23 protein-coding genes are annotated in these 23,116 nt (G+C 70.3%); 17 read left to right on the top strand and 6 right to left on the bottom strand.

Annotated elements, in window-relative coordinates; genetic code table 11:
- Window positions 1–6: 6 nt before the first annotated feature.
- Window positions 7–639 carry a Uma2 family endonuclease gene (locus PZE19_RS01435; RefSeq protein ID WP_277858799.1) on the bottom strand — a complete coding sequence of 211 codons (633 nt, stop codon included), beginning with the start codon at window positions 637–639 and terminating at the stop codon, window positions 7–9.
- A gap of 16 nt (window positions 640–655) precedes the next feature.
- Window positions 656–2,257: a citramalate synthase gene (cimA, locus tag PZE19_RS01440; protein WP_277858800.1), complete on the bottom strand. Its 1,602-nt coding sequence runs from the start codon at window positions 2,255–2,257 to the stop codon at window positions 656–658.
- 262 nt (window positions 2,258–2,519) lie between these two features.
- Here cimA and PZE19_RS01445 point away from each other — a divergent pair, with 262 nt between their 5' ends.
- Together PZE19_RS01445 and PZE19_RS01450 are read left to right on the top strand one after the other, a co-directional pair.
- The gene (locus PZE19_RS01445; protein ID WP_277858801.1) at window positions 2,520–2,825 is read left to right on the top strand and encodes a hypothetical protein; all 306 of its coding nucleotides are present in this window, start codon (window positions 2,520–2,522) and stop codon (window positions 2,823–2,825) included.
- Between the two features lie 93 nt (window positions 2,826–2,918).
- The gene (locus tag PZE19_RS01450) at window positions 2,919–3,662 is read left to right on the top strand and encodes a hypothetical protein (protein WP_277858802.1); all 744 of its coding nucleotides are present in this window, start codon (window positions 2,919–2,921) and stop codon (window positions 3,660–3,662) included.
- Window positions 3,663–3,966: 304 nt separating this feature from the next.
- Here the strand turns inward: PZE19_RS01450 and PZE19_RS01455 are convergent, their stop codons facing one another.
- Window positions 3,967–5,358 carry a carbon-nitrogen hydrolase family protein gene (locus PZE19_RS01455; RefSeq protein ID WP_277858803.1) on the bottom strand — a complete coding sequence of 464 codons (1,392 nt, stop codon included), beginning with the start codon at window positions 5,356–5,358 and terminating at the stop codon, window positions 3,967–3,969.
- 638 nt (window positions 5,359–5,996) lie between these two features.
- Here PZE19_RS01455 and PZE19_RS01460 point away from each other — a divergent pair.
- The 4 genes from PZE19_RS01460 (at window position 5,997) to PZE19_RS01475 (ending at window position 11,755) form a co-directional block, all read left to right on the top strand.
- On the top strand, window positions 5,997–7,199 hold the full coding sequence (locus tag PZE19_RS01460) for an SMI1/KNR4 family protein (protein ID WP_277858804.1): 1,203 nt from the start codon (window positions 5,997–5,999) through the stop codon (window positions 7,197–7,199).
- A 495-nt stretch (window positions 7,200–7,694) separates the two neighbouring features.
- Entirely contained in the window at window positions 7,695–8,288 is a 594-nt protein-coding gene (locus PZE19_RS01465; RefSeq protein WP_277858805.1) for an ECF-type sigma factor, read from the top strand.
- Entirely contained in the window at window positions 8,281–10,764 is a 2,484-nt protein-coding gene (locus PZE19_RS01470) for a serine/threonine-protein kinase (protein ID WP_277858806.1), read from the top strand. The genes PZE19_RS01465 and PZE19_RS01470 overlap by 8 nt, the downstream gene beginning before the upstream one ends.
- 205 nt (window positions 10,765–10,969) lie before the next feature.
- A complete protein-coding gene (locus PZE19_RS01475; RefSeq protein ID WP_277858807.1) occupies window positions 10,970–11,755 on the top strand; it encodes a hypothetical protein in 786 nt (261 codons plus the stop codon).
- A gap of 225 nt (window positions 11,756–11,980) precedes the next feature.
- Here PZE19_RS01475 and PZE19_RS01480 read toward each other — a convergent pair whose 3' ends face one another.
- The gene (locus tag PZE19_RS01480; RefSeq protein ID WP_277858808.1) at window positions 11,981–12,592 is read right to left on the bottom strand and encodes a 3-keto-disaccharide hydrolase; all 612 of its coding nucleotides are present in this window, start codon (window positions 12,590–12,592) and stop codon (window positions 11,981–11,983) included.
- A gap of 102 nt (window positions 12,593–12,694) precedes the next feature.
- Complete coding sequence (locus tag PZE19_RS01485) at window positions 12,695–13,459, bottom strand: SDR family oxidoreductase (RefSeq protein ID WP_277858809.1); 765 nt, start codon at window positions 13,457–13,459, stop codon at window positions 12,695–12,697.
- 104 nt (window positions 13,460–13,563) lie between these two features.
- Between PZE19_RS01485 and PZE19_RS01490 the strand changes: the two genes are divergently transcribed.
- The 11 genes from PZE19_RS01490 to PZE19_RS01540 all read left to right on the top strand — a co-directional run bounded on the left by PZE19_RS01490 (window position 13,564) and on the right by PZE19_RS01540 (window position 21,530).
- Window positions 13,564–14,616, top strand: coding sequence for a LacI family DNA-binding transcriptional regulator (locus PZE19_RS01490; protein ID WP_277858810.1), 1,053 nt, complete (start codon window positions 13,564–13,566; stop codon window positions 14,614–14,616).
- Window positions 14,613–15,557, top strand: coding sequence for a 2-hydroxyacid dehydrogenase (locus PZE19_RS01495; RefSeq protein ID WP_277858811.1), 945 nt, complete (start codon window positions 14,613–14,615; stop codon window positions 15,555–15,557). Before PZE19_RS01490 ends, PZE19_RS01495 begins: the two co-directional genes overlap by 4 nt.
- 38 nt (window positions 15,558–15,595) lie before the next feature.
- Window positions 15,596–16,084 carry a gluconokinase gene (locus PZE19_RS01500; protein ID WP_277858812.1) on the top strand — a complete coding sequence of 163 codons (489 nt, stop codon included), beginning with the start codon at window positions 15,596–15,598 and terminating at the stop codon, window positions 16,082–16,084.
- Window positions 16,085–16,174: 90 nt separating this feature from the next.
- Window positions 16,175–16,525, top strand: a complete 351-nt coding sequence (locus PZE19_RS01505; RefSeq protein WP_277858813.1) for a hypothetical protein — start codon at window positions 16,175–16,177, stop codon at window positions 16,523–16,525.
- Between the two features lie 27 nt (window positions 16,526–16,552).
- Entirely contained in the window at window positions 16,553–17,212 is a 660-nt protein-coding gene (locus PZE19_RS01510) for a uracil-DNA glycosylase family protein (protein WP_277858814.1), read from the top strand.
- 184 nt (window positions 17,213–17,396) lie between these two features.
- The gene (locus tag PZE19_RS01515) at window positions 17,397–17,825 is read left to right on the top strand and encodes a BlaI/MecI/CopY family transcriptional regulator (protein ID WP_277858815.1); all 429 of its coding nucleotides are present in this window, start codon (window positions 17,397–17,399) and stop codon (window positions 17,823–17,825) included.
- 176 nt (window positions 17,826–18,001) lie between these two features.
- A complete protein-coding gene (locus PZE19_RS01520; RefSeq protein WP_277858816.1) occupies window positions 18,002–19,540 on the top strand; it encodes a M56 family metallopeptidase in 1,539 nt (512 codons plus the stop codon).
- Between the two features lie 258 nt (window positions 19,541–19,798).
- Window positions 19,799–20,239, top strand: coding sequence for an Hsp20/alpha crystallin family protein (locus tag PZE19_RS01525; protein WP_277858817.1), 441 nt, complete (start codon window positions 19,799–19,801; stop codon window positions 20,237–20,239).
- A gap of 44 nt (window positions 20,240–20,283) precedes the next feature.
- Window positions 20,284–20,703 (top strand): Hsp20/alpha crystallin family protein, encoded by a 420-nt coding sequence (locus PZE19_RS01530; RefSeq protein ID WP_277858818.1) that lies wholly within the window; start codon window positions 20,284–20,286, stop codon window positions 20,701–20,703.
- A 28-nt stretch (window positions 20,704–20,731) separates the two neighbouring features.
- Window positions 20,732–21,175 carry an Hsp20/alpha crystallin family protein gene (locus PZE19_RS01535; RefSeq protein ID WP_277858819.1) on the top strand — a complete coding sequence of 148 codons (444 nt, stop codon included), beginning with the start codon at window positions 20,732–20,734 and terminating at the stop codon, window positions 21,173–21,175.
- Window positions 21,176–21,347: 172 nt separating this feature from the next.
- Window positions 21,348–21,530: a hypothetical protein gene (locus tag PZE19_RS01540; RefSeq protein ID WP_277858820.1), complete on the top strand. Its 183-nt coding sequence runs from the start codon at window positions 21,348–21,350 to the stop codon at window positions 21,528–21,530.
- An 18-nt stretch (window positions 21,531–21,548) separates the two neighbouring features.
- Here the strand turns inward: PZE19_RS01540 and cobA are convergent, their stop codons facing one another.
- Window positions 21,549–23,108 (bottom strand): uroporphyrinogen-III C-methyltransferase, encoded by a 1,560-nt coding sequence (gene cobA, locus PZE19_RS01545; RefSeq protein WP_277858821.1) that lies wholly within the window; start codon window positions 23,106–23,108, stop codon window positions 21,549–21,551.
- Window positions 23,109–23,116 lie beyond the last annotated feature (8 nt).

Below are 23,116 nucleotides of genomic sequence, written 5' to 3' on the forward strand. Positions count from 1 at the left end.
GCGAATTCATGATTCGTGAGGAGGTTCGATCGGGGGGAGCAGGTCTTTCGCGTCGATCCGGCCGACCTCGCGGCCGTCCAGGACCACGGCCGCCGCCTGGCCCTCGAGGAAGGTCGCCTGGCGGGCGTACCCGGCCTCGCGGCCGGAGCCCTGGGGCTCGGAGAAGGCGTCGATCTTGCGGCCGTCCACGTCCACGACCCAGTAGAGAGGCACGCCGGCCGAGGCGTACAGCCGGACCTTGTCGCGATAGTCGGCCGTGCGGGTGCTGGCGCAGACCTCGACGATCAGGGCGGCTTCCGAGGTCGCCGGGGGGGAGGGGCGGAAGTCCTTGAGGTCGCCGCGGGCGACCGCGACGTCGGGTTCGAGGATCGTCCGCTGGTCGTGGCTCATCGACTTCTCCTCCCGGACGTAAAGGCCCTGGGGGACCATCGAGCGGAGCGATTCGGCGAGCCGACCTACGGCGAAATTATGGGGTTCGTGCTTGGTCATCCGATAGATCCGGCCGGCGACCAGCTCGACGTCGACGTCATCCGGGATGATTCCGGCGTCGATCATCCGCCAGAACTGCTCGGCGGCGAACCGGTACGGACGGCGGCCGGAGTCGACGGCTTTGGGCTGCGTTTCGGCTTGCGTCGCCATCGTCGTCCTCCGTCCGTCAGGAGACCGCGGCCGCCTCGGGCCGGGCGGGGCGGGCCTTGCGGGTGTCCTTGGAGAGCTTGTATTCGAAGGCGTCGAGGAGGGCCAGCCAGCTCGCCTCGATGACGTTCTCGGAGACGCCGATGGTCCCCCAGACGGCGTCCTGATCGGAACTCTCGATCACCACCCGCACCCGCGCGGCGGTGCCGGCGCGGGCGTTGATGACGCGGACCTTGTAGTCGACCAGGTGCATCGTCCGCAGGCCGGGGAAGTGGTGTTCGAGGGCCTTCCGCAGGGCGTTGTCGAGCGCGTCGACCGGGCCGTCGCCCTCGCCGACGGTGTGCTCGGCGGCCTCGCCGACCCGGAGCTTCACGGTCGCCTCGGTGAGCGAGTCGCCGTCGCCGTCGCCGGCGACGCTGACGCGGAAGCCCCGGCTCTGGAAGGCCTCGCGGTGCCGGCCGGCGATCTTCTCGACCAGCAGCACGAACGACGCCTCGGCCGCCTCGAACTGGTAGCCGGCGTTCTCCAGGTCCTGCACGCGGTCGAGCACCCTGGTCAGCAGGTCGGGATCCTGGTCGAGGTCGTGCTCGGCCAGCTTCTCGGCGATGTTCGACTTGCCCGACAGCTCGCTGACGAGGATCCGCCGCTCGTTGCCGACGGTCGTCGGGTCGACGTGCTCGTAGCTCGCCGCGATCTTGCGGACGCCGTGCACGTGCATCCCCCCCTTGTGGGCGAACGCGCTCGAGCCCACGAACGCCTGGCCGGAGCGGAGGTTCATGTTGGCCGTCTCGTAGACGAACCGCGAGACCTCCGTCAGCTTCGCCAGCTTCCCGGGCGCCAGGGCGTGGAAGCCCGGGTACTTCAGCGCCAGGTTGGCGATCACGCTGCACAGGTCGGCGTTGCCGCAGCGCTCGCCCAGGCCGTTGATCGTCCCTTGCACCTGCCGCGCCCCCTGGCGGACCGCCGCCAGCGAGTTCGCCACGGCCAACTCGCCGTCGTTGTGGGTGTGGATCCCCAGCGGGACCCGGACCTCGCGGGCGACCGCCGTCACGGCCTCGGCCACCTGCTCCGGCAGCGAGCCGCCGTTGGTGTCGCAGAGCGCGATCCACGCCGCGCCGGCGTCGGCGGCCTTGCGGACCGTCTCCAGGGCGTAGTCGGGGTTGTTGCGGTAGCCGTCGAAGAAGTGCTCGGCGTCGTAGACGACCTCGGCGACGTTGGCGGCGAGGAAGGCGACCGAGTCGCCGATCATCCGCAGGTTCTCGTCGAGCGAGACGCCCAAAACCTCGCGGGCGTGTAGGTCCCACGTCTTGCCCACGACCGTCACGACGGGCGTCCCGGCCGCGACCAGGGCCCTCATGCCCGTGTCGTCCTCGGCGGCGATATCGCGACGGCGGGTCATCCCGAAGGCCGCGATCCGGGCGTGCTCCAGGGGCAGGTCGCGCACGGCGCGGAAGTAGGCGGCGTCCTTGGGGTTGGACAGGGGATAGCCCCCCTCGACGTAGTCGACCCCCAGGTCGTCGAGCTTGGTCGTGATCAGCAGCTTGTCCTGGAGCGAGAAGTTCACCCCTTCGCCCTGGCTGCCGTCGCGCAAGGTCGTGTCGTAGATCGCAATTCGCGTCATCGCCGTCCGATCGCTTCGTTCCCAAGGTGTGGCGGGGAGAGGAGGCGCCGCCTTCGGGAGGCCCAGAACCCAGGCGTGCGATTCTAGCACAACACCCATCCTCCTGGACACACGGACTCCGCCCCCGTCAGGCGGGTTCGGCCGCCCCCACGGCTGGACGTCCCGCGTCCAGGACATCAGGATGAAGGGACGCCGGGCGGTCTCGATCACGGACCTTCCACGGCGGCGCGAACACGATCCCGAGCGGGCAGGGGAGGGCGGCATGGCGAAGACCGGAATCGAGCGGCTGACCGGAGACTTGAAGTCCGTCGAGGGCGACGTCGTCGTCCCGGCCCTCGCGGTGGAACTCGACAAGCTGGGCGCGATCCACGTCGCCGCCTTCCGCGCCCCCCGCTCGAAGATCGAGCCGCACGAGACCCTGATCCTCGACGTCCCGCCCGGCCGCACGATCGACCTCGCCATCCTCCCCGAAGGCTTCCAGCCCGACGGCACCGTCCGCGCCGCCGTCGTGAGCGACAGCGGCCAGCCCGGCTACGGCCTGGGGCTGGAGCCCGTCGAGGACGATTGACCGCCGAGCCGTCGCCTGGCTTTAGGTGCCAATTCCACAACCTGTCCCGGGCCCTCGTCGGTGAATGGGTCTGACGGTAGACGGAAACAAGAGGTGGCTTTGTCGTTGGGGGCAGGTTACGCAGAGTCGGGCGACAACATGAATCCAAAAGTCGAAGAATTGCTTCATCTGTATTTCAGTTCCGAACTTTACGCGCCGATCAGGGCGACCTTCTCTGATGGAGAATTAAATTGGAGCCGCAATTATGGCGGAAGTTGCGATGCACTGCCGTCGTCCGAATTCTTCCCACTTGGTCCTGACGAATCAGGGTACGCGAATTGGAGTCCAGTCGACAGTCCGATCACTGCGAATATAATAACCAAAATGGAAAGATGTTTGGATTTCAAACTTCCGGTAATATTTGCTGAATTTATTTCATTTAAGTGCCTGCCTGTAATCAACTACGGCATAGGATGCCTGCCCTCGGTCGATCCCGACCATCCGCTTATTTGGCTGGAATGGTGCCTGCGCATCCAGGAACAGCCTTTGTTCTTAGAAAATCCGAATTGTATACCATTTGTTCATGGTTTAAATGGGAGGGGGTTTCTGTGTTTCGACACCAAAGCCGGAGAGATTCGTGGGGATTGTCCATTGGTTATGCTGAGCACGGATTTTCTGGATGCGGAAGAGCCGGCGAAGGCGTCGCACGTCGCATTTCCTACGCTAGAGAGATACTTTGACATTTTGATTCTCTATCTAAGGTACTTCAATTCGGGATCTTGGCGTGAAACGGATTATTCAACGTGGTTGCGAGATCATGGAGAGGAACCGCCGCCTAAGTTGTATTTTTATATTTAACCTAGGATTGTTGCTTTTGTATATTCTAAGCAAATTTTGGTGCTTGCTGACTGTCGGGAAGCTGATCCACCGCGGGGGTTTAGGCGGATCAACAATCCGGACCGAGCCACCATGTGACGCCCGATTATCGAAGGGATCTGGGCCGTGCTCGTGACCTGCCCCCAGAAAATAGGCCCCAGTAGCCATGTCGAAGATGGCTGATCGTGCACCTGCCCCCCGCTTCGAGTCCAGGCATTACGAGACTTCGGCGGCGAAGATGGGTCGATTCCTCCCGGCCTGGGATGTGACGTGGCGGGGCGTGAGATTACTCGTCGGATTCACCGACGGCGGCGACCGGCCGGTGTCGGGGGATCTCGGCCTTGAAGTCGCCGAGGCTCACCCACTTCAGGCGTCGGTCCAGGTCCACCTCGGCGACGGCGATCGAGCCCCAATCTTTGGCCTGGGCGATCACCTCGCCGGAGTGGTCGAAGACGCCCGAGATCATCCAATTGGTGGAGACGTCCTCGTACGTGCTGCTGACGAGGTAGACGTGGTTCTCGCAGGCCCGGGCGCGGGCCAGGAGCGGGTTGCAGCCCCAGACCGGCCAGGCGATCACCTCGGCGCCGCGGTTGGTCAGCTCGCGGGCGACCTCGGGGAAGAAGCCGTCGTAGCAGACCATCAGGCCGACCTTGCCGAAGCGGGTCGAGAAGACCGGGTAGTCGGAGCCCGGCGTGATGCCGCCGTCGACCTCGCCGCGCGGCAGGCAGGTCTTGCGGTACTTGCCGATCAGGGCGCCGTCGGGGCCGATCAGGACCGCGACGTTGTACACGAGGTTGCCGTCGCGCTCCAGCAGGCCGGGGACGAGGTAGAGGCCGTGCTCCTTCGCGAGCCGGCCGAAATACTCGGTGGACGGGCCGGGTACGGGCTCGGCCGCCTCGTGATACTTCAGGCCCAGGCCGGGATAGGTGAGCGTCTCGCCGAGCACCACGAGGTCCGCCTTCCGCCGCGCCGCCTCGGCGACGAGCGGCGCGTACATCCGGCGGTTGTCCTCCGGCGTCCGGCCCCCGGACGGCTTGAAGTGGACGGCGGCCAGCCGCACCGTGCGAGGCGCAGGCGCCGTCGTCTCGGACAGGGTCGCCTCGCGCCAGCGCACCTCGCCGTCCCGGGCCCAGCGCAGGTGCAGTTGGACGACCGCCCGGGTCGCCCGCGACGGGGCGAGGTACGTCTCGACCACCTCGGCCCAGCCCGAGGCGTCGGCGGGCCGCGACGCGGGGAACTCGGTCTCGGCCATCGGCGTCGCCCCCCGGAGGTAGCCGCTGACGGCCGGCTCGTCGAGCGGGACGGCCCGGCCGTCCGCGTCCTGCCAGCGGATCTCGGCCACGACGCTCCGCCGGGGCCGCTCCACCCCGCGCGCCCGGAATCGCGCGTCGAACCGGTAGTGGCGGCCGCCGACGACGGGGAACGTTTTCGTCCAGTATCCGTCGACCCCCTCGCGCCCCCCGGCCCTGATGACGAGCGCCGGCCGGCCGCCCGGCTCCTCGCCGGGCTCGCGAGCGAACTCGGGGCGGATCTCGTCGCGGGGAGCGCCTGTCGACCATCCGCCGTCGCCCGGCGGCTCGGCCGTCGCGCCCGTGCCCGGAGCGACGGCGAGGCAGGCCCCTACGACGGCCGCGACGAGCAGGACGCCGCGGCCCCGTCCGATCACCTTGGCTCTCATGGCTCGCTCCACTCAGGGGAAGGCGTCGTCAGCCCCGACTCCGTCTTTCGCGCCGCCGTGCTTCAACAACGAGGTCCGCCGAGTCGCCGTCGGCCCGACGTGAGTCGAAGATACCTGAGGATCGACTTCCACCGCGAGATGCGCCCTGATCGCTCAGTGCAGTTCGGCGCTCGACGACCATCGATCCTCGATGCGGCATCGCCGTGCAAGGCGGGAGTCCGGATTCGACGCACATGATCGAGCCGTGCGTCCGGGCCCGACGAGCGTTACGATGTGATGGCAGGTGGCAAGTGCAAGAGTGGATTGCTCACTTCGGGGTTGACCTCCCCCCACGAAGCGAACCCCGCCGCCTCGTTGACGTCAGCCCGTCGCCCGGCCCGGCTGGGTCACGCCCGAGTGGACCCGGCTCGGCCGTCATGCCGTCGTCGATCGAGGCGAAAGCGAAGGTCGAGCGTGACTTCATCGGGAGGTGTCGGCGCCCCATCGGGCCGCGGTCGCCTTCGAAGAGGCCGGGTCGTCGCAGGACGAGCCGAAACGCCTCGCGAAGGTCCCGACGACGTCGGGGTGCGGAGATCGCGGGGAGCGGTTCCGCGAGCGAGCAGAGACCGCTCTCAAGATCACTGAATGAGGAACGAGCGATGGGACGAGCCCTTGGGTACGTGGGCTTCACCGGACCCGACCGTCGTCTGGACACGACCGGTTACTTCGACGACCCCGTCAACGTCCTGCCGGTGAAGTGTGCGAATTGTACGTTCCCGGACCTGGATCACGTGCCCCAACCTTATCGGCTCGCGCGGGGGATCGACCGGCCGGTGGACCTCGCCCCGGCGAATCTCGGCAATTTCCTGGCCCGGGACCGGGCGCGAAGGGTGATCGAGGCGGCGTGCCCGGGGCAGTGCCGTTTCCACCCGACGACGGTCAAGAAGACCAACGACGCCGCCCCTTGGTTCCTGGCCGTTCCGACTCACCACATCGCGATCGGGCGGGTGCGGGCCGAGGTCCCGCGATGCTCGGCCTGCGGGGAGCCGAAGACCTGTCACGTCAACGAGTTCGAACCCGACCCGCCGGGCGCGATCGAGTGGGACGTCGCCAAGAGCCTCTCCTGGGGCAGTCATAACGACACGATCGGCCTGGAGCGAGATCGAGCCAAGCTGCGAGCCGCCTACGGGCCCCGAGCCGAGATCATGGCGGCCGATACAGGGTGGGCGCGCCAGAGGATCTATCGATACCTCTTCTTCTCGTTGCGCCTGGAACTCCTGCTCAAGAAGCTCAAGATCAAGGGCATGACCCGGCTTGCGGGAGACTCCGGCGCTCCGACCGGGGAGGACCGAGCCTGGGTCGATGAGCAGGTCGATCGGTTGAATCGGCTGGGTTTCGGGAGCCCGCCTGGTCGCGACGGCCGGGAGGACCAGGGCTGGTTCGACGCCTATCTCAAGAAGCACCGAAAGCGGCGCGGGGCCCCCCACGACTTCGGCCCGATCGAGGCGGCGCTCGGTGCGTCGCTGCCCCCGACCTACAAGGTCTTCGTCGATCAGGTCGGGGCCGAGATCTTCCGGAACGTCGAAGGGGAGGAAGGCTTCGAGGCCCGCATCCTGCTTCCCCAGGACCTTGATCTCACGTCCTATCGGCAGGGGGCCGTCCCGATGGACGGCGAGGAAGATCGTCAGGTCGACGCCGTGCTCTTCGCCGCCACCGGTCACGGCGACGGGTTCTGCTTCGACCTGGCGGCCGGCGGGCCGGAATACCCGGTCTACCTCTACGATCACGAGGCGAACGTCTTCGACGCGTATGCACCGAACTTCGGCGGGTGCATCCGGCGCTTCATCGGCGAGGACGGCTGACGGCCTGGCGACGGCATGTCGAGCAGCCCTTCACTTCCGGCGGCTCGCTCCGAGTCGGCGCACGCCCGAGACCGGGGCCGACGGAACACCGGCACGGCCGGTGGTTTCATGGGGCGGAGCGACCGCGCCGACGAGCCGGGCGACACGTGGATCGAAGCCAAGGACGAGGCGCGAGTCCCCGTCGATTTCACCGAGGGGGGAGGCGGTCTTCGACATGGCCCCGTTTCGCGCCGGGATATCCTTTTCTTCTTCATTTAATGCCATTTCACTTGCATAATAGCGACATTCCTTGAACGGAATCGGCGGTTCCAGGGAAAATCGAGGAGTGTTGCGGGGATCGGAGGCCGGATCTTGATCTCCCCGTCGGGGGGCGAGCCTCCGCCGGTCGAGCGGACGTCGGCCCGACGCAGACAGGGGGTGTCGGAGCCGCGAATCGGGGCCGGCGAACCGCGCCATCGATGCAGCGGCACGACCGAGCTTTCGACCCGAGGGGCCATGTCGGACGACGTCGGCTCGATCACGGGGGCCCTCCGGGCCTGGAAGGACGGCGACCGCGACTCGATCCAGCGGTTGTGGGAGGCGTACTTCCACCGGCTGGTCGGCCTGGCGCGGGGCCGGCTCGATCGGTCCGCGCGATCCGCGTCGGACGAGGAGGATGTGGCCCTGAGCGCCTTCGCCAGCTTCTGCCGACGCGCCGAGCGGGGCGAGTTCCCCCGCCTCGACGACCGGGAGGACCTCTGGAGGCTCCTCTTCGTCATCACGACCCGCAAGGCGATCAACCGCGCCCATCGCGACCTCGGGGCCCGGCGCGGGGGAGGGCGTGTGGCGTCGGCGACGGACCTCGACGGCCTCGACCTGCGCGACGCGGTCGAGCGAGGACCGACCCCGGAGGCCGCGGCGCAGATGGATGAAGACGTCCGGCGCCTGCTGGACGGCCTGGGAGACGAGACGCTCCGATCGGTGGCCGTCTGGAAGCTGCAGGGGTATACGAACGCGGAGATCGCCCGGCGTCTCGCCTGCGTCGAGACCACCGTCGAGCGCAAGCTCAGGGCGATCCGGGCACTTTGGCAGGACCAGGATCATGACTGATGCGGTCGATCCGAGCGTGCCGGACCCCGGACATGTGGCCGAGGTCGAGCGGATTTGCGACCGCTACGAGGCCGCCTTGCGCGCCGGCGGGCGTCCCCGCATCGAGGACGAGCTTCGCGCCATCGAGGCGTCCGGCCGCGACCTGCTCCTGAAGGAGCTGATCGCCCTGGATCTCGTCTACCGCCGCCGGGGCGGCGAAGCGCCTGCGCCGACCGAGTACCTCGCCCGCTTCCCCGGCGACGCCTGGGCCGTGAATGCGGCCTTCGGGGGGTTGGAGCCGCGGACGCTGGCCGAAGAGCCCGCGGCGGGCCTCGATCGGCCGGTCGACGACGGAGATTTGACGACGGATGCGGGCGACGGCGACCGGGCCCCTGACTCGGACGGCGCGCGGGTCCGGTATTTCGGCGACTACGAGCTGCGGGGCGTCCTCGGTCGCGGCGGGATGGGCGTGGTCTATCGGGCCATGCAGATGAGCCTGCGCCGCCCTGTCGCCCTGAAGATGATCCGCGGGGAAGTGGCGGCCACGGACGAGGAGCGGCGACGCTTCCGGAACGAGGCCGAGATCGCCGCGGGCTTCGACCACCCGAATATCGTGTCCGTGTACGAGGTCGGCGAGTACTACAAGCAGCCGTATCTGACGATGCGACTGGTGGAGGGCGAGGGGCTCGACCGCCGGCTCTCGGCGTACGCCGACGACCCGCGCGCGGCCGCCGGACTGGTGAGGCTCGCGGCCGAGGCGGTGCACCACGCCCACCAGCGGGGCGTGCTGCATCGCGACCTGAAGCCGGCCAACCTCCTGATCGATGCGGCGGGGGCCCCGCACGTCGCCGACTTCGGCCTGGCCCGCCTGGTCGAGGGGGCCGGCGACCTGACGTGCACCGGCGCCGTGGTCGGCACGCCGGCGTACATGGCGCCGGAACAGGCCGGCGGGCGGCGCGGGGCCGCCACGGTGGCTACCGACGTCCACGGCCTCGGGACGATCCTGTACGCCCTGCTGGCGGGCCGGGCGCCGTTCGCCGCCGATTCGATCCCCGCCATGCTCGAACGGGTCCGCGAGGCCGTCCCCGAGCCCCCCTCCCGATTCAACGCGAGGGTCCCGCGCGACCTGGAAGTCATCTGCCTGAAGTGCCTGGAGAAGGACCCGGCGCGGCGGTACGGCTCGGCGCGCGAGCTGGCCGACGACCTCGGGCGGTGGCTGGCGGGCGAGCCGATCCTGGCGCGGCCGGTCGGCCGGCTGGCGAGGCTGGGGATGTGGGCGAGGCGCCGGCCGGCGATCGCGGCCCTGGCGGGGGCCCTGGCCGTCGCGGTGGCCGCCGGCCTGGCGGGCGTCTCCTGGCAGTGGCGGGCGGCGGTCGTGGAGCGCGACAAGTCCGAGGCGATCCGCCGATTCCTCGTCGAAGACCTTCTGGCGGAGGCCTCTCCCGAGAGGAACGAGCGGAGCCGGAACGTCACGCTCCTCGAGGTGCTCGGCCGCGCCGCGGGGCGGATCGACGGCGCGTTCCTCGACCAGCCCGACGTGGAGGCGGAGCTTCGCCTGATGATCGGCCAGGTCTACCTGAACCTCGGCGAGGCCGAGGAGGCGGTGCGGCACATCGAACGGGCCCTCCGACTCCGCACGGCGATCGGCGGCGCGGATTCGATCGACGCCCTGGACGCCGGGAACGATCTGGCGGTCGCCTTGCTCAGGCAGAACCGGCTCGCCGAGGCGGAGGCGGCCTTCCGCCGCGCGCTGGACGGCTACCGCCGGACCCTCGGCGACGGGGCCCGGAAGACGCTCGTGACGATGAGCAACCTGGGCGACCTGAGGAGGATCGCCCAGGATCTCGACGAGGCCGAATCGCTCCTCCGCGCCGCCTCGTCCGGGCTGGATCGGGCCGCCGGCCCGGCCGACAAGGCGTCGCAGCGGGCCGCGTGCAACCTGGCGATCGTCATGCAGAATCGCGGCCGGCTGGACGAGGCCGAGGGCCTCTACGGGCGGGTGCTGAAGGCCATGCGAGACGCCGGCGAGATCCGGCATCCGGACGGCCTGTCGATCCTGAACAACTACGCCGCCTTGCTGCAGGAGCGGGGGCGTTACGCCGAGGCCGAGACGATGTTCCGCGAGGTCGTGGCGGCGCGCCGCGAGGTGCAGGGCCCGTCGCACCACGAGACGCTGATGTCCATGAACAACCTCGCGGACCTGCTGGTCAAGGCCGAGAAGAAGCACGACGCCCGTTCCCTGCTGGAGGAGGTGCTGACGCTGCTGGGAGCGAAGCCCGATCGCGGGGCTCGGAGCGAGGTCGCCGTCCTGGCGCGGGCGAATCTGGGCGAACTCCTCGTCGCGGAGGGGGAGACGGAGAAGGGCGAGTCGCTCTACCGGGAGGCCCTCGCCCTCGCGCGGGATCTCTGGGGCCCCGATCACCCGATCGCGCGAATCATCCAGTCTCGCCTGGACAAGCCGGCGGAGTCGCGGTCGGGCGTCGTCCCTCCCCCGTAATCGCGGGCCCGAACGCCGGCCCGTCCCGGCTGGATGGGCGGCCGCGTTCGACGGCGAGTCGATCCGTCGGGTCAATTTCCTCTGGATCTTCGCGCCGCGGTGGGGCCGCGGCGCCTCGTCCCCGCGCGCCGATCCGGTGATCGCGCCCCGGCGGGCTGGTCCGTCGGGGCTCTTGGTTGGGCGCCTTGACTTGGAGTTTCAACGCATGCCGACAGCTTCCCTCAGACGATGCTGGATTCTGGCCGCCCTCGTCGTGCCGGGCCTGGCGCCGGCCGCGCGGGCCGACCTCGTCGTTCTGCCGCCACACTCGATCATCGAGGGTCGGACGATCGGCGACTACACCGCCGACTGGTGGCGGTGGGCCTTCGGATTCTCGGTGCCGAACGACCCCTTCACCGACCCCACCGGGGCGGCCGCGAATATGAACCAATCCGGGCCCGTCTTCTTCGTCGCCGGAACCACCGGGGGCGACGCGACGCGCACCTTCGCGGTGCCGGCCGACCGGTACATCCTCATCCCTTTGCTCAACTTCGAGCTCTCGCAGCTGGAACTGGGCGACTTCAGCCTCACCGAAGGCGAGATTCGGTCCCAGGTCGACGGGGTGGTGGACCTGTTCGATGAGCTGCACGCCAGCCTCGACGGGGTCGAGGTCCCGGATCTGTTCAGTCACCGGGAGACGACCTCGGCCTTCGCGTACGAGGCGGCTCCTGACAACTTCATGGGCTTGCCGGCGGGCGAATCGGGGATTGCGGTCGCGAGCGGCTACTGGCTGATGCTGGCCCCGATCCCGATCGGCGAGACGCACGTGATCAACTTCGGGGGCGGAGTCTCCGCGTTCGACTTCCGCGTGGATGTGACGGCGAGCATCACGGCGGTCCCGGAGCCGTCGAGCCTGGCCCTGTGCGTGGGGGGGCTCGTCTGCGCCGGCGGCCTCGCGATGAGGCGACTCCATCGGGCCCGGCCCCGCAGGGCGGAGGGGGACGCTCGATGACCCCGGCGATGGAGCCGTAGTCGTCCATCAAGACGGGTCATGTCGGACCTGAGGCGATCGGGGCCGACGGCGTCGACGTGCGGGCCCCGGGCTGGACTGCGAAGCGATTTGTCGACCCCGGAGGTAAGCATTCTCGGATCGGCCTCCGCTCCAACGTCCCCGCCGTCGCATTAATCGTCGCGACGGCGGGGGCCGGTGGATCGAGGACGCGTTCCAGGTCGAGAGTCACTTGATCTGGAGGTGACGGTACTCCATCTGGCCGCGGTCGCCTTCGAGGCCGATGGGGCCGGTGGCGGGGAGCTTGAACTCGGCTTCGAGGACTTCGCCGTTGCAGGTGCAGCGGGCCACGCCCCCCTTGGCCACGACCTCGATCACGTTCCAGTCCTGCGGCTTGTACTTCTTGAGGTCCTTGTAGGGGCCGGCCACGAGGTAGTCGCGGCACTGGAGCTGCGGCTTGCGGACGAAGACGCCGCTGTCGGCGTTGACGCTGGCGCGGAACTCGAGCTTGAGGGTGAAGTCCTTCGGGAACTCCTCCACGGTGTAGAGAGCGGAGATGAGGCTCTCGCGACCCTTGGGGAAGTTCACGGTGAGGACGCCGTCGCGGGCCGAGTAACGCCCCGCGTCGCTGGACTCGGTCTTGCCTTCGAACGTCTCGACGACGGCGCCGGCCTTGGGAGACTTGCCGTCGGCCTCGGCGCGGAGGCACCAGCCGGTGAGGTCCTTGCCGTTGAATAGGGAGCGGAAGCCGGGATCGGGCTGCCAGTCGTCGGCGTGCGCAGCGCCCGCGAGAGCGAGCGAGATCGTCAGGAGGGCGGCGAGGGAGAGGAGGGTTCTCATGGACCTGTCCTGGAGGGCGAGGGAAGCGGGTCGCGACGTCGGGACGGCATCGTAACCGGGCGGCGCGGGGGGCTCAAGGAGGCCGAGACGCCCGGCGACGCGTCAGAGCACGGCGGTCACGCCGCCGTCGACGTAGAGGATCTGGCCGTTGACGAAGTCGGAGGCCGACGAGCTGAGGAAGGCCGCGACGCCGACGAGCTCCTCGGGGCGTCCCCAGCGGCGGGCCGGGGTGCGGCCGGTGACCCAGGCGTTGAACTCGGGGTTCTCCATCAGGGGCCGGGTCATGTCGGTGGCGAAGTAGCCGGGGCCGATGGCGTTGACCTGCAGGCCGAGCGGCCCCCAGTCGGCGCACATGGCCTTCGTCAGCATCTTGAGGCCCCCTTTGGCCGCGGCGTAGGCCCCGGTGGTCGTGCGGGCCAGGTCGCTCATGACCGAGCCGATGTTGACCACCTTCCCCCGGCCCCGGGCGATCATCGCCCGGGCGACCTGGCGCGAGACGAGCATCGCGCTGGTGAGGTTCGTCCGCAGCACCTCGTCCCACACGTCCAGGCCGATCTCGTCGAGCCGCACCCGGCGCTGGATGCCGGCGTTGTTGATCAGGACGTCGATCGGGCCGTCGGCTTCGAGCCGCTCCACCGCGGCGACGACCTCCGGCTCCACGGTCACGTCGAACCGGGCCTCCTCGACGACGAGGCCCGCGGCCCGCAGGCCGTCGGCCGCCGCGCGGAGCTTGGCCTCGTCGCGGCCGTTGAGGATCACCCGGGCCCCCAGCGCGGCCAGGCCGCCGGCGATCCCCAGGCCGAGCCCGCCGTTGGAGCCCGTGATCAGGACGCGCCGCCCCGTCAGGTCGAACAGCCCCTGGGTCATCGCCGCTCCCCTCGATCGCTCGTAAGATGGTTGAAAGTCGCGTACTCCGCCTCTATGATAACGCTAACACGAGGTCGAGGGGCGATCAAGGGCGAGGGGCGGACATGCCCAGGCGGGGGACGGCGACGGCGATGGCGGCGGGGGGCCGGCGGGCGACGATCCGCGACGTGGCGGACCGGGTCGGCGTGAGCCTGATCACGGTCTCGCGGGCCTTGCGGCGGCCCGAGGTCGTCTCGGGGCCGGTCCGCGAGCGGGTCCGCGAGGCCGTCGAGGCGCTCGGCTACATCACCAACCGGGCGGCGAGCGGCCTGGCGTCGGGGACCTCCCGCGTCGTGCCCGTGATCGTGCCGTCCCTGGCGCGGCCGGCGTACGCGGCCTTCCTCGACGGCGTCCAGGCGGAGCTTGCAGGCCAGGGGTTCCAGGTCCTGCTGGGGACGACCGAGCACCGCGTCGACGTCGAGGACCAGCTCGTCGGGGCTCTCCTGGGCTGGGCCCCGGCCGGGCTGATCCTGTCGGGCGTCGACCACTCGGCCGGCACGCGGCGGCGGCTGCGGGGCGCGGGGATCGCGGTGGTCGAGGCCATGGACCTGGCCGACGAGCCGCTCGACCTCAACGTCGGCTTCTCGCATCGGGGGACGGGCGAGGCCGCCGCGGCGCACCTGGCCGACGGCGGCCGGCGGCGCGTCGCCTACGCGGGGACCCAGACCGAGATGGACCAGGAGAGCGTCAAGCGGATCGCCGGCTTCCGCGCGGCGCTCCGCGAGCGAGGGCTGCCCGACCACTACATCCTCCGCGGCGACGAGCCCTCGTCGCTCGCCGCCGGGGGGACGCTCCTGGATGACCTGCTGGGGCGGTTCCCGGACGTCGACGCCGTCTTCTTCGGCGACGACGTCCTGGCGGCCGGGGCGATCCTCGAATGTCGCCGGCGCGGGCTGGCGGTGCCCGGCCGGCTGGCCGTGATGGGGGCCGACGACCACGAGGTCGCTTCGGCGTCGACGCCCGCGATCACCACGATCGCGGCCCCCCGGCGCGAGATCGGGGCCGTCGCGGCCCGCATGTTGCTCGACTCGATCCGGGGCGGGCCGCCCGAAGTGAGACGGGTGGACGTCGGCTTCCGGATCGTCGAGCGCGAGAGCACGAAGGGAGGACGGACGTGAAGCCGGACGTGTTGATGACGAGGCCCTCGACGCCCGCCGCGGCCGAGGCGCTGGAGCGGTCGTTCACGCTCCACAAGCTCTGGAAAGTCGAGGACCGATCGTCCTTCTTCAAGGAGGTCGGCCCGGCGATCCGGGGGCTCGCGACGGACGGCGGCGCGGGCGCGCCGGCCGAGTTGATGAGGGCCCTGCCGAAGCTGGAGATCGTCGCCGTGAACGGGGTCGGCCTCGACGCCGTCGACCTGAAATATGCGAAGGAGAAGGGGGTCGTCGTCGCGAACACGCCCGACGTGCTGACCGAGGACGTGGCCGACATGGCGCTCGTGCTGCTGTTGGCGGCGGCCCGCGAGGTCGTGGTCGGCGACGCCTACGTCCGCTCGGCCGCCTGGGAGCGGCAGGGCAACCGCCCCCTGACGCGTCGGGTCAACGGCAAGCGGGCGGGGATCGTCGGCCTGGGCCGGATCGGCCGGGCCGTGGCCCGGCGGCTGGAGGCGCTCAACATGCAGATCGCCTACCACAATCGACGGCCCATCGAGTCCCCCTACGTCTATTACGCGGACCCCGAGGCGCTCGCCCGCGACGTCGATTTCCTGATCGTCACGGCGGCCGGCGGCGAGGGGAGCCGGGGCCTGGTGGGCCGCGGCGTGATCGCCGCGCTGGGGCCCGAGGGGATCCTGGTGAACGTCGCGCGGGGGACGGTCGTCGACCAGCCTGCGCTGATCGAGGCCCTTCGCGAGAACCGGCTGGCCGCCGCCGGGCTCGACGTGTTCGCGGACGAGCCCCGCGTCCCCGACGAGCTGCGGTCGCTCCCCAACGTCGTCCTGCAGCCCCACCACGGCAGCGGGACCGTCGAGACCCGCGCGGCGATGGCGGACCTCGTCGTCCGCAACCTCCAGGCCCACTTCGCGGGCGGGCTGCTGCCGAGCCCCGTGGACCTCGTGTGACAGCGTTAACATCGGGCGAGGCAGGGGAGGGGGGGCGCATGATCGTGGTCGTGATGGGGGTGACGGGGTCGGGCAAGACGACGGTCGGCCGGCTGCTGGCGGAGGACCTGGGCTGGACGTTCGTGGACGCCGACGACTTCCACCCCGCCGCCAACGTCGCCAAGATGCACGCCGGGATCCCGCTGACCGACGAGGATCGCCGCCCCTGGCTGGAGGCCCTCCGGCGTCGGCTCGAAGCGGCCCGCGACGGCGGCGAGGACGTGGTCCTGGCCTGCTCGGCCCTCAAGCACGCCTACCAGCACCTTCTGGAGGCGGTCGAGCCCCAGGCCGTGCGCTGCGTGCTGCTGACCGGGTCGGCGGACCTGATCCGGCGTCGGCTGGCGGCGCGGACCGGACACTTCATGAACCCCGCCTTGCTCGACAGCCAGTTCGCCACCCTCGAACCCCCCGAGGACGCCGTCCGGGTCGACGTGTCGCTCACGCCCGAGGCGGCGGTCGCGGCCGCCCGCGCGGGGCTGGGCCTTTGAGCGGGACGCCCTCGAATAATGGAAGCTTGGCGCCGAATCCTTTCGAGCCGGATCGTCTCCGTCGCCCCGAGCCCCCCGAGGAGCCTCGTCATGGCCTATGCGATCGACTCGGATTTCGCGATCGATGCGAAGCATGCGGGAGGTGCCCCGCCCGGTCGGATCACCCTGGGGTTCAACGTCGCCCTCTTCGCCTTCGTGAGTCTGGTCGGCGTCGGCCGGTTCCTGTTCGCGTCGCCGCTGTCCCGGGGGGCGAGCCTGGAGGGGGTCGTCTTCTCCTGCCTCCTCGACATGGTCCGGGTGCTCGTGGTAGTTCTGATCTCGTCGGCGTTCCTCAAGGCGTTCTGGGGGCGTCTGGTCGCGACGGTCTGGCCGGTGCGCGCGATCACCCTGGGCGAGTCGTTCGCGATCGTCATGATGCTCAGCCTCCTGTTCGGGACCTGAGCCCGGCCCCAGGAGTGGAGTCTCGCCGTGGCCCACGCCGCCAGGACGATCGAGCAGCTGATCGACGCCGCCGAGGCCGAGGCTCGTCGCGAGCCGTTCCCGGTCGACGCAGCCGTCTACGAGCACGCGAAGCGCGACCCGGGCCGGCCGATCCTTTATGCGGGGACCCTCGACGCGCCGGTCGCCGTGCTGGCGCGCGACCTGGGCCGCGACGAGGTGGCGGCCGGCCAGCCGCTGATCGGGGCGGGGGGCCGCCTGGTCCGGGCCGAGATCGTCAAGCGGCACGGCGAGGACCGCAACGAGGAGGCGCTCAAGCATGCGCTGCTGACCAACACGGTCCCGTTCAAGCCGCCCGGGAACAAGGCGTACGCGGAATCCGTCCGCGTCCGGTTCCGGCCGTTCGTGGCGGAATTGCTGGCCGGGTTCTGGACCGGGACGCAGGTGCTCACCCTGGGGACGGAGGCTTTCCGCTGGTTCGAGCCCTATGTGGAAGGGGGCGCGTTCCCCGAGTCGGCCGCGACCGACGCGCGGTTCGAGGCGGCCTACACGTGCCGCCTGCCCCTCGCCGGCGGGAAGGCCAAGGTCGTCTCGGTCCGCCCGCTGCCGCATCCCTCGCCGCTCAACCGCCGCTGGTACGCGAAGTTTCCGGAGATGCTGGCGCGCCGGCTCGCCGAATCCGGGGGGTGAACGCGGTCCGGGCTGCGGAAAGCGGCCTCGGGAGTGGACGAAAGCCGACGGTAGCGTCGATTTTTCAACGACCTGTCCGCGAGGATCCTAATTCCGATTTGCTTAGGCTTGCGTAGGGCGATGCTGCGGGGTACGTTGCGAGAATGATCATCTTCGTTTTCCCCGTTATTCGAGGGAGGTTCTCGTGCGTAAGACCCAGATGGTGACCGATCGCGAGCTCGAGATCATGAAGGTCTTGTGGGCTCGGGGCCAGGCGAGCGTCCGCGACGTTCAGGAAGACCTGAACAAGGACTCCGGGCCCGTCGCGTACAGCACCGTGCAGACCCTGCTGAACATCATGGAAGACAAGAAGGGGCTGGTGCGCCACGTCGTCGAGGGGCGGACGTTCATCTACCACCCCAAGAAGTCGTCCGAGCGGACGATCCGCGAGCTGACCCGCAAGTTCGTGGACCGCGTCTTCGACGGCGCCCTCGATCGGGTGATGGTGGCCTTGTTCGACTCCAAGCCTCCGACCACGGAGGACCTGGATCGGCTGCGGGCCATGATCGACGACGCCCGGCTGCAGGCGTCGACGACCCCCGTCGAGGCCGCGGCGGAGACGCCGGAAGTCTGAAGCCGCCGACGTCCGACGTCGAGCAGGCCGAGGCAGTCCCATCGGGCCAGGAGAACCGTCGCAGGCGGATTCTTCCTGGCTCTTTCCCATTCCGGGGCCGGGGGACGTGCGAACGTCGCTCTTCAACCCGGACCGGTTCGACGAACCGCGAAGAGTCCAGGAGGCCGCCCGACCGCATGTGGATCGTGCTGGACCAGTTCAGCCGCACGCTGATCGACGCGGCGGTCGCCAACGCGATCCTGCTGAGCGTGGTCGTGGTCGTCGTGGTCTTCACCCGCCAGCCGGCCCGGCGGATCATGCTGGCCCAGACCGGCGTCTACGCGGCGCTGGTGATGATCCCCCTGGTCGCCTTCGACTTCCTGCCGCGGTCCTATCCCGTCGACGCGTTGCTGCGGACCGGCCTGGTGCCGCCGCCGTTGACGCCCGAGCCCGACCCCCTGGACCTCGTGGGCCCGCTCGCGCCCGGCCCGGCGGGGCGCGTCGTGCCCCGGGGGCGCCCCGCCGCCTCCCAGGCCGAGTGGCCCGCGGGCGAGCGGCTGGTCCGGGTCGCGACCTTGCTCTACCTGGCGGGGGCGTCGCTGGGCCTCGCCTGGTTCGGGCTGGGCCTGTGGGGGTTCCGCCGGCTGCTCGGCCGGTCGACGGCGGCGAGCCCGGCGACCTGCGCGGTGTTCGAGGAGCTGATCGCCGACCTGGAGCGATCGCCGCCGCAGCCGGCCCTGCGGATCTCCACCTGGCTGCGCAGCCCCGTCCTGGGGGGCGTGACCCGGCCCACCATCGTCATCCCGGCCGAGCTCGACGGCGACGAGGTCGATCGCGACGCCCTCCGGCTGATCCTGCTGCACGAGCTGGCGCACGCCGACCGCGGCGACGCCTGGTTCAACGCGCTGGCCGCGCTCGCCCAGATCGTCTGGTTCTTCCTGCCCCACCTGTGGTGGCTGCGGGCCCAGCTCCGGATCGATCAGGAGTTCCTGGCCGACCGCAAGGCCGCCGGCCCCCTGGGCGAGTCGACCCACTACGCCCGCTGGCTCGTCGGCCTCTCCAGCGGCCGTGCGGGCCGTGCGGTCGCGACTCGCAAGCCCGAGGCCGCCGCGCCCGACCCTTCGCGGACCTGGGGCGGCCGCGGCTTCGACACCCCGCTGCTCCAGCGCGTGGCGATGCTGCTCTACTGCCCGTTCGTCGTCGAGGGTCGCCCCCCGCGCTGGTTCGCGATCGGCGTCCCCGCGGGCTTCATGCTCGCGGCCGTGATGCTGTCGACCCTCCGCATCCTCGCCCCGGTCGACCCCTCGGCCCTGCTCTATCAGGCCCAGGATCGCGACCCCCTGGTCCGCACCTTCAGCATCCCCGAGTTCGACGTCGTCCCCTCGTCGCCCCCCCGCACGCCGCAGTACTTCCCCCTCGCCCTACCCCCCGCGTTCCGCCTGGAGGCGTTCGTCATCGCGACGCCGACCACCCTGACGCAGCTCCGGATCGCCGGCTGCCCGCTCGTGCCCGACGCCCGGGGGCTGGCCTTCCAGGGCCCGCCGCGGCCCCAGGCCGACGATGAGACGCCGTCGCGGCATCGCTACACCCTCCGCCGCGAGTACCGGACCCTCAAGGCCGCCATCGACAAGCGCGAGTTCGACCTCGACCCCAAGATCCTCGACGACGTCCAGTGGCTCACCATCACGCCCGGCGACGAGATCGCCACCATCCTCGGCCTGGGCATCACCTGGTGACCCCCCGCGACTGCCATTTCGACACGATCCACGAGGGTGGCATTCGTCGCCGGTTTGATCTGCCAGAATGGCATCGCCCGTGAGTCCCTTCGCGAGCCCGAAGGTTGAAATTCGGCCGAGGTATCGGATTCATAAGATCCTTGAATAAAATCAGTTGCGATTCGCGTTTCGTCTGGAACCGATTTTCCGCCATTGTGGCACACTCTCTGCGGTATGGCTTTCGTCACGTCGGGGCGGCAAGTCCATCGGGGGTGGATCATGGCAGGGCCGGATTGGCGGGGGGGATGGGACCCTTTCCACGAATTCCAGCGCGAGATGGGGCGTCTCTTCCAGACGTTCGATCCGTTCCAGTCGCTGCGCCACATCCGGACGTTCCCGGCGATCAACCTCTACGTCGCCGGCGACGCGTTCCTGCTCTCGGCGCAGTTGCCCGGGACGGCCCCCGACGAGGTCGAGCTGACGGTGACGTCCGAGACCCTCACGCTCCGCGGCGAGCGGAAGCGGCCCGAGGGGGTCAAGGACGACTCTTACCGCCGCCAGGAGCGGTTCATGGGAAGGTGGTCGCGGACGATCACCCTGCCCGACCGGATCGACGAGGCGAAGGTCTCGGCGCAGTTCGCCGACGGCGTTTTGACGGTCCGGCTGCCCCGCGCCGAGGGGGCGAAGCCCCGCCAGATCGCCGTCTCGTCCCCGAGCTGAGCGCCCCGGACCGACCGCGTGAGACGCGACGAGAGGAAGCGACCATGAGCGAAGCCCATCCTTCGATCCGCGTGCCGGTGGGGCCTCCTGCGGCACAATCCCCGGCGGCCGCGACGACCCGCGACGCGGCCCATCGGCCGACGATCACGCCGCCGATCGACATCCACGAAGGCCCCGACGGCCTGACCCTGGAGGCCGACCTCCCGGGCGCGACCGAGTCCAACCTGACCATCCAGCTCGAGCACAACGTCCTGAGTTTGGACGCCCGGATCGACGCCGTCGCCCCCGAGGGGGGCCGCCTGATCCATCAGGAATATCCCGTCGGCGACTATCACCGCTCGTTCATCCTCAGCGACGACGTCGACCGCGAGCGGATCGCCGCCGAGCTGAAGGACGGCGTGCTCAAGATCTTCCTGCCGAAGGCCGACCGGGCCCGCGCCCGCCGCATCGAGATTCAGTCGTGAACGCCCACCGGGCGCAAGGAGACCGCAGATGAGCCGGCCCTTCGAAGGCGCGATCCCGTACCAGGCGCTGGAGCGGGAGTTCTTCCGCATGATCAAGGACGTCTTCCAGCCCTCGGGCGCCGCGCCCGAGGCCCCGGCCGCCGAGCCCTTCGCCCCGCCGGTCGACCTCTACGAGACGGCCGAGGAGACCGTGGTGGTGGTCGAGCTGCCCGGCGTCGACCCGGCGCAGGTCGAGATCACCGCCGAGGGCGACGTGCTGACGATCCGGGGGACGAAGCCGGCCGACGGTCCCGCCGGGCCCTCGCAGGGCCTCCACGAACGCCGCTTCGGCGCGTTCGTCCGCAAGATCCCCCTGACCCGCGAGTTCGACCTCGACGCCGCCCGCGCCGAGGGCCGCCACGGCGTCCTGACCATCCGCCTGCCGCGACCGCCGGCTCAGAAGCCCCGGACGATCCCGATCCGCACGGGCTGACCAGGAAGTCGTTTCTCGCGAGCCGATAATCCGACTCGTCCGACCCGCCCCGATTTCCCGCCGCCCGAATGCGGAGAGCAGCCCGCGCGCCCTCGCTCCGCCCGGGAATTGTGGTAAGTTGTACTCGTTGAGGGCTGTTTCCCACTCGTTCGGACGTTCGGAGCGTTGCGTCATGGAGACCGAGAAGGTCATCACCTATTCGGCGATCGGAGTCGCCGCGATCATCGTCCTGATTTTCTCGCTCGACCTGGCGGCCGGGATCTTCGGGCGTTACGTCGCGATGGACGTCCTCTTCATCCTCGGCGGCGCGTTCCTGCTCTGGCAGGGAGTGGAGACGATCTTCGAACTTCGGTGACTTCGGGCCCCGCCGCCTTCATTCCGGAACGGCCCGCGACGACGCGACGCGGGCGGCGAGGGCCTCGACGAGCCCGTCCCAGGTGTGGACGGGCGCCTCCACCGCGACGTCCCAGCCCAGCCCGTTCGCGGTCGCCGTGGTGACCGGGCTGATCGTCGCCAGCTTGACCTCCCGGCCCACCCGCCGCCGGCCTTCCGGCGACAGGAGCGCGTGCAGCCGGGCCGTGATCGCCGAGCTGGACAGGGTGATCCAGTCCACCGAGCCCTCCTCGATCCGCGCCAGGACGGCGGGGGGCAGGTCCTCGGCGTCGGCGTTGCGGTAGACGGCCACCTGGTCGACCTGGGCCTTCGCGCCCAGCTCGTCCTTGAGGATCGTCCGTCCCCGGTCCGCCCGGGCCAGCAGGATCCGCGAGCCGGCCGCGACCGCCCCCAGCGCCTCCGCCAGCGATTCCGACCGGAACGACGGCGGGATCAGGTCGGCGCGCAGATGAAAACGGGCGAGGGCCTCCGCCGTGCTCGGCCCGATGGCCGCCAGCCGGACGCCCCCCAGCGCCCGCAGGTCGCCACCGCGCTCCAGGAGCCGGCCCAGGAACCGCCGGACGCCGTTGCTCGACGTGAAGACGAGCCAGTCGTACTCGCCCAGGCGGTCGAGGGCCGCGTCGAGCGGGCCGAGGTCGTCGAGGGGGAGGATCTCGACCGTGGGGGCGATCAGGACCTCGGCCCCGATCGCCTCAAGAGCGGCGGCCGACCGCTCGGCCTCCTCGCGAGGGCGCGTCACGACGATCCGCAGGCCGAAGAGCGGGCGGGCCTCGAACCACGCCAGGTCCTCGCGCCGCGTCACGACGTCGCCGACGACCAGCAGGGCGGGGGGGCGGACGCGGCTCGTCTTCGCCAGGTCGGCGATCGTCCCCAGGGTCCCGGAGACGACCCGCTGCGCCGGCGTCGAGCCCGATTCGACGACCGCGGACGGCGTTTCGGCCGGCTTCCCCTCGCGGAGGAGCCGTCGGGCGATGTCGGCCAGGTGGGTCACGCCCATGTAGAACACGAGGGTCCCGGGGAACTCCGCCAGCGCCGGCCAGTCCAGCCGCGAGCGGGGGTCGGCGGCCTCGGAGACCTCCGGCGCCTGGTGCCCGGTGATGAAGGCGACGGCCGAGGCCGTCCCCCGGCTGGTGACCGGGATGCCCGCGCAGGCCGTCGCGCCCACGCCGGCGGTCACGCCCGGGACGATCGCGAAGGGGATCCCGCGCTCACGCAGGAAGGCCGCCTCCTCGGCGCCGCGGCCGAAGACCAGGGGGTCGCCCCCCTTGAGCCGGACGACCGCCTTGCCGGCCGCCGCGTGCTCGGCCAGGGCGTGGTTGATCTGGTCCTGGGTCAGCGTGCAGTGGCCGACCGACTTGCCGGCGCGGATCCGCAGGGCCCCCGCCGGGGCGAGGTCCAGCAGCCGCTCGTTGGCCAGGTGGTCGAAGACGACGACGTCGGCTCGGGCGAGGACCTCGGCCCCGCGGAGCGTGAGCAGGCCGGGGTCGCCGGGGCCGGCGCCGACGAGGTGGACGATTCCGGGGCGGGTCGTTGGCGTCATGTCCGGGG

It is taken from the genome of Paludisphaera mucosa (assembly GCF_029589435.1).
Lineage (GTDB): Bacteria > Planctomycetota > Planctomycetia > Isosphaerales > Isosphaeraceae > Paludisphaera > Paludisphaera mucosa.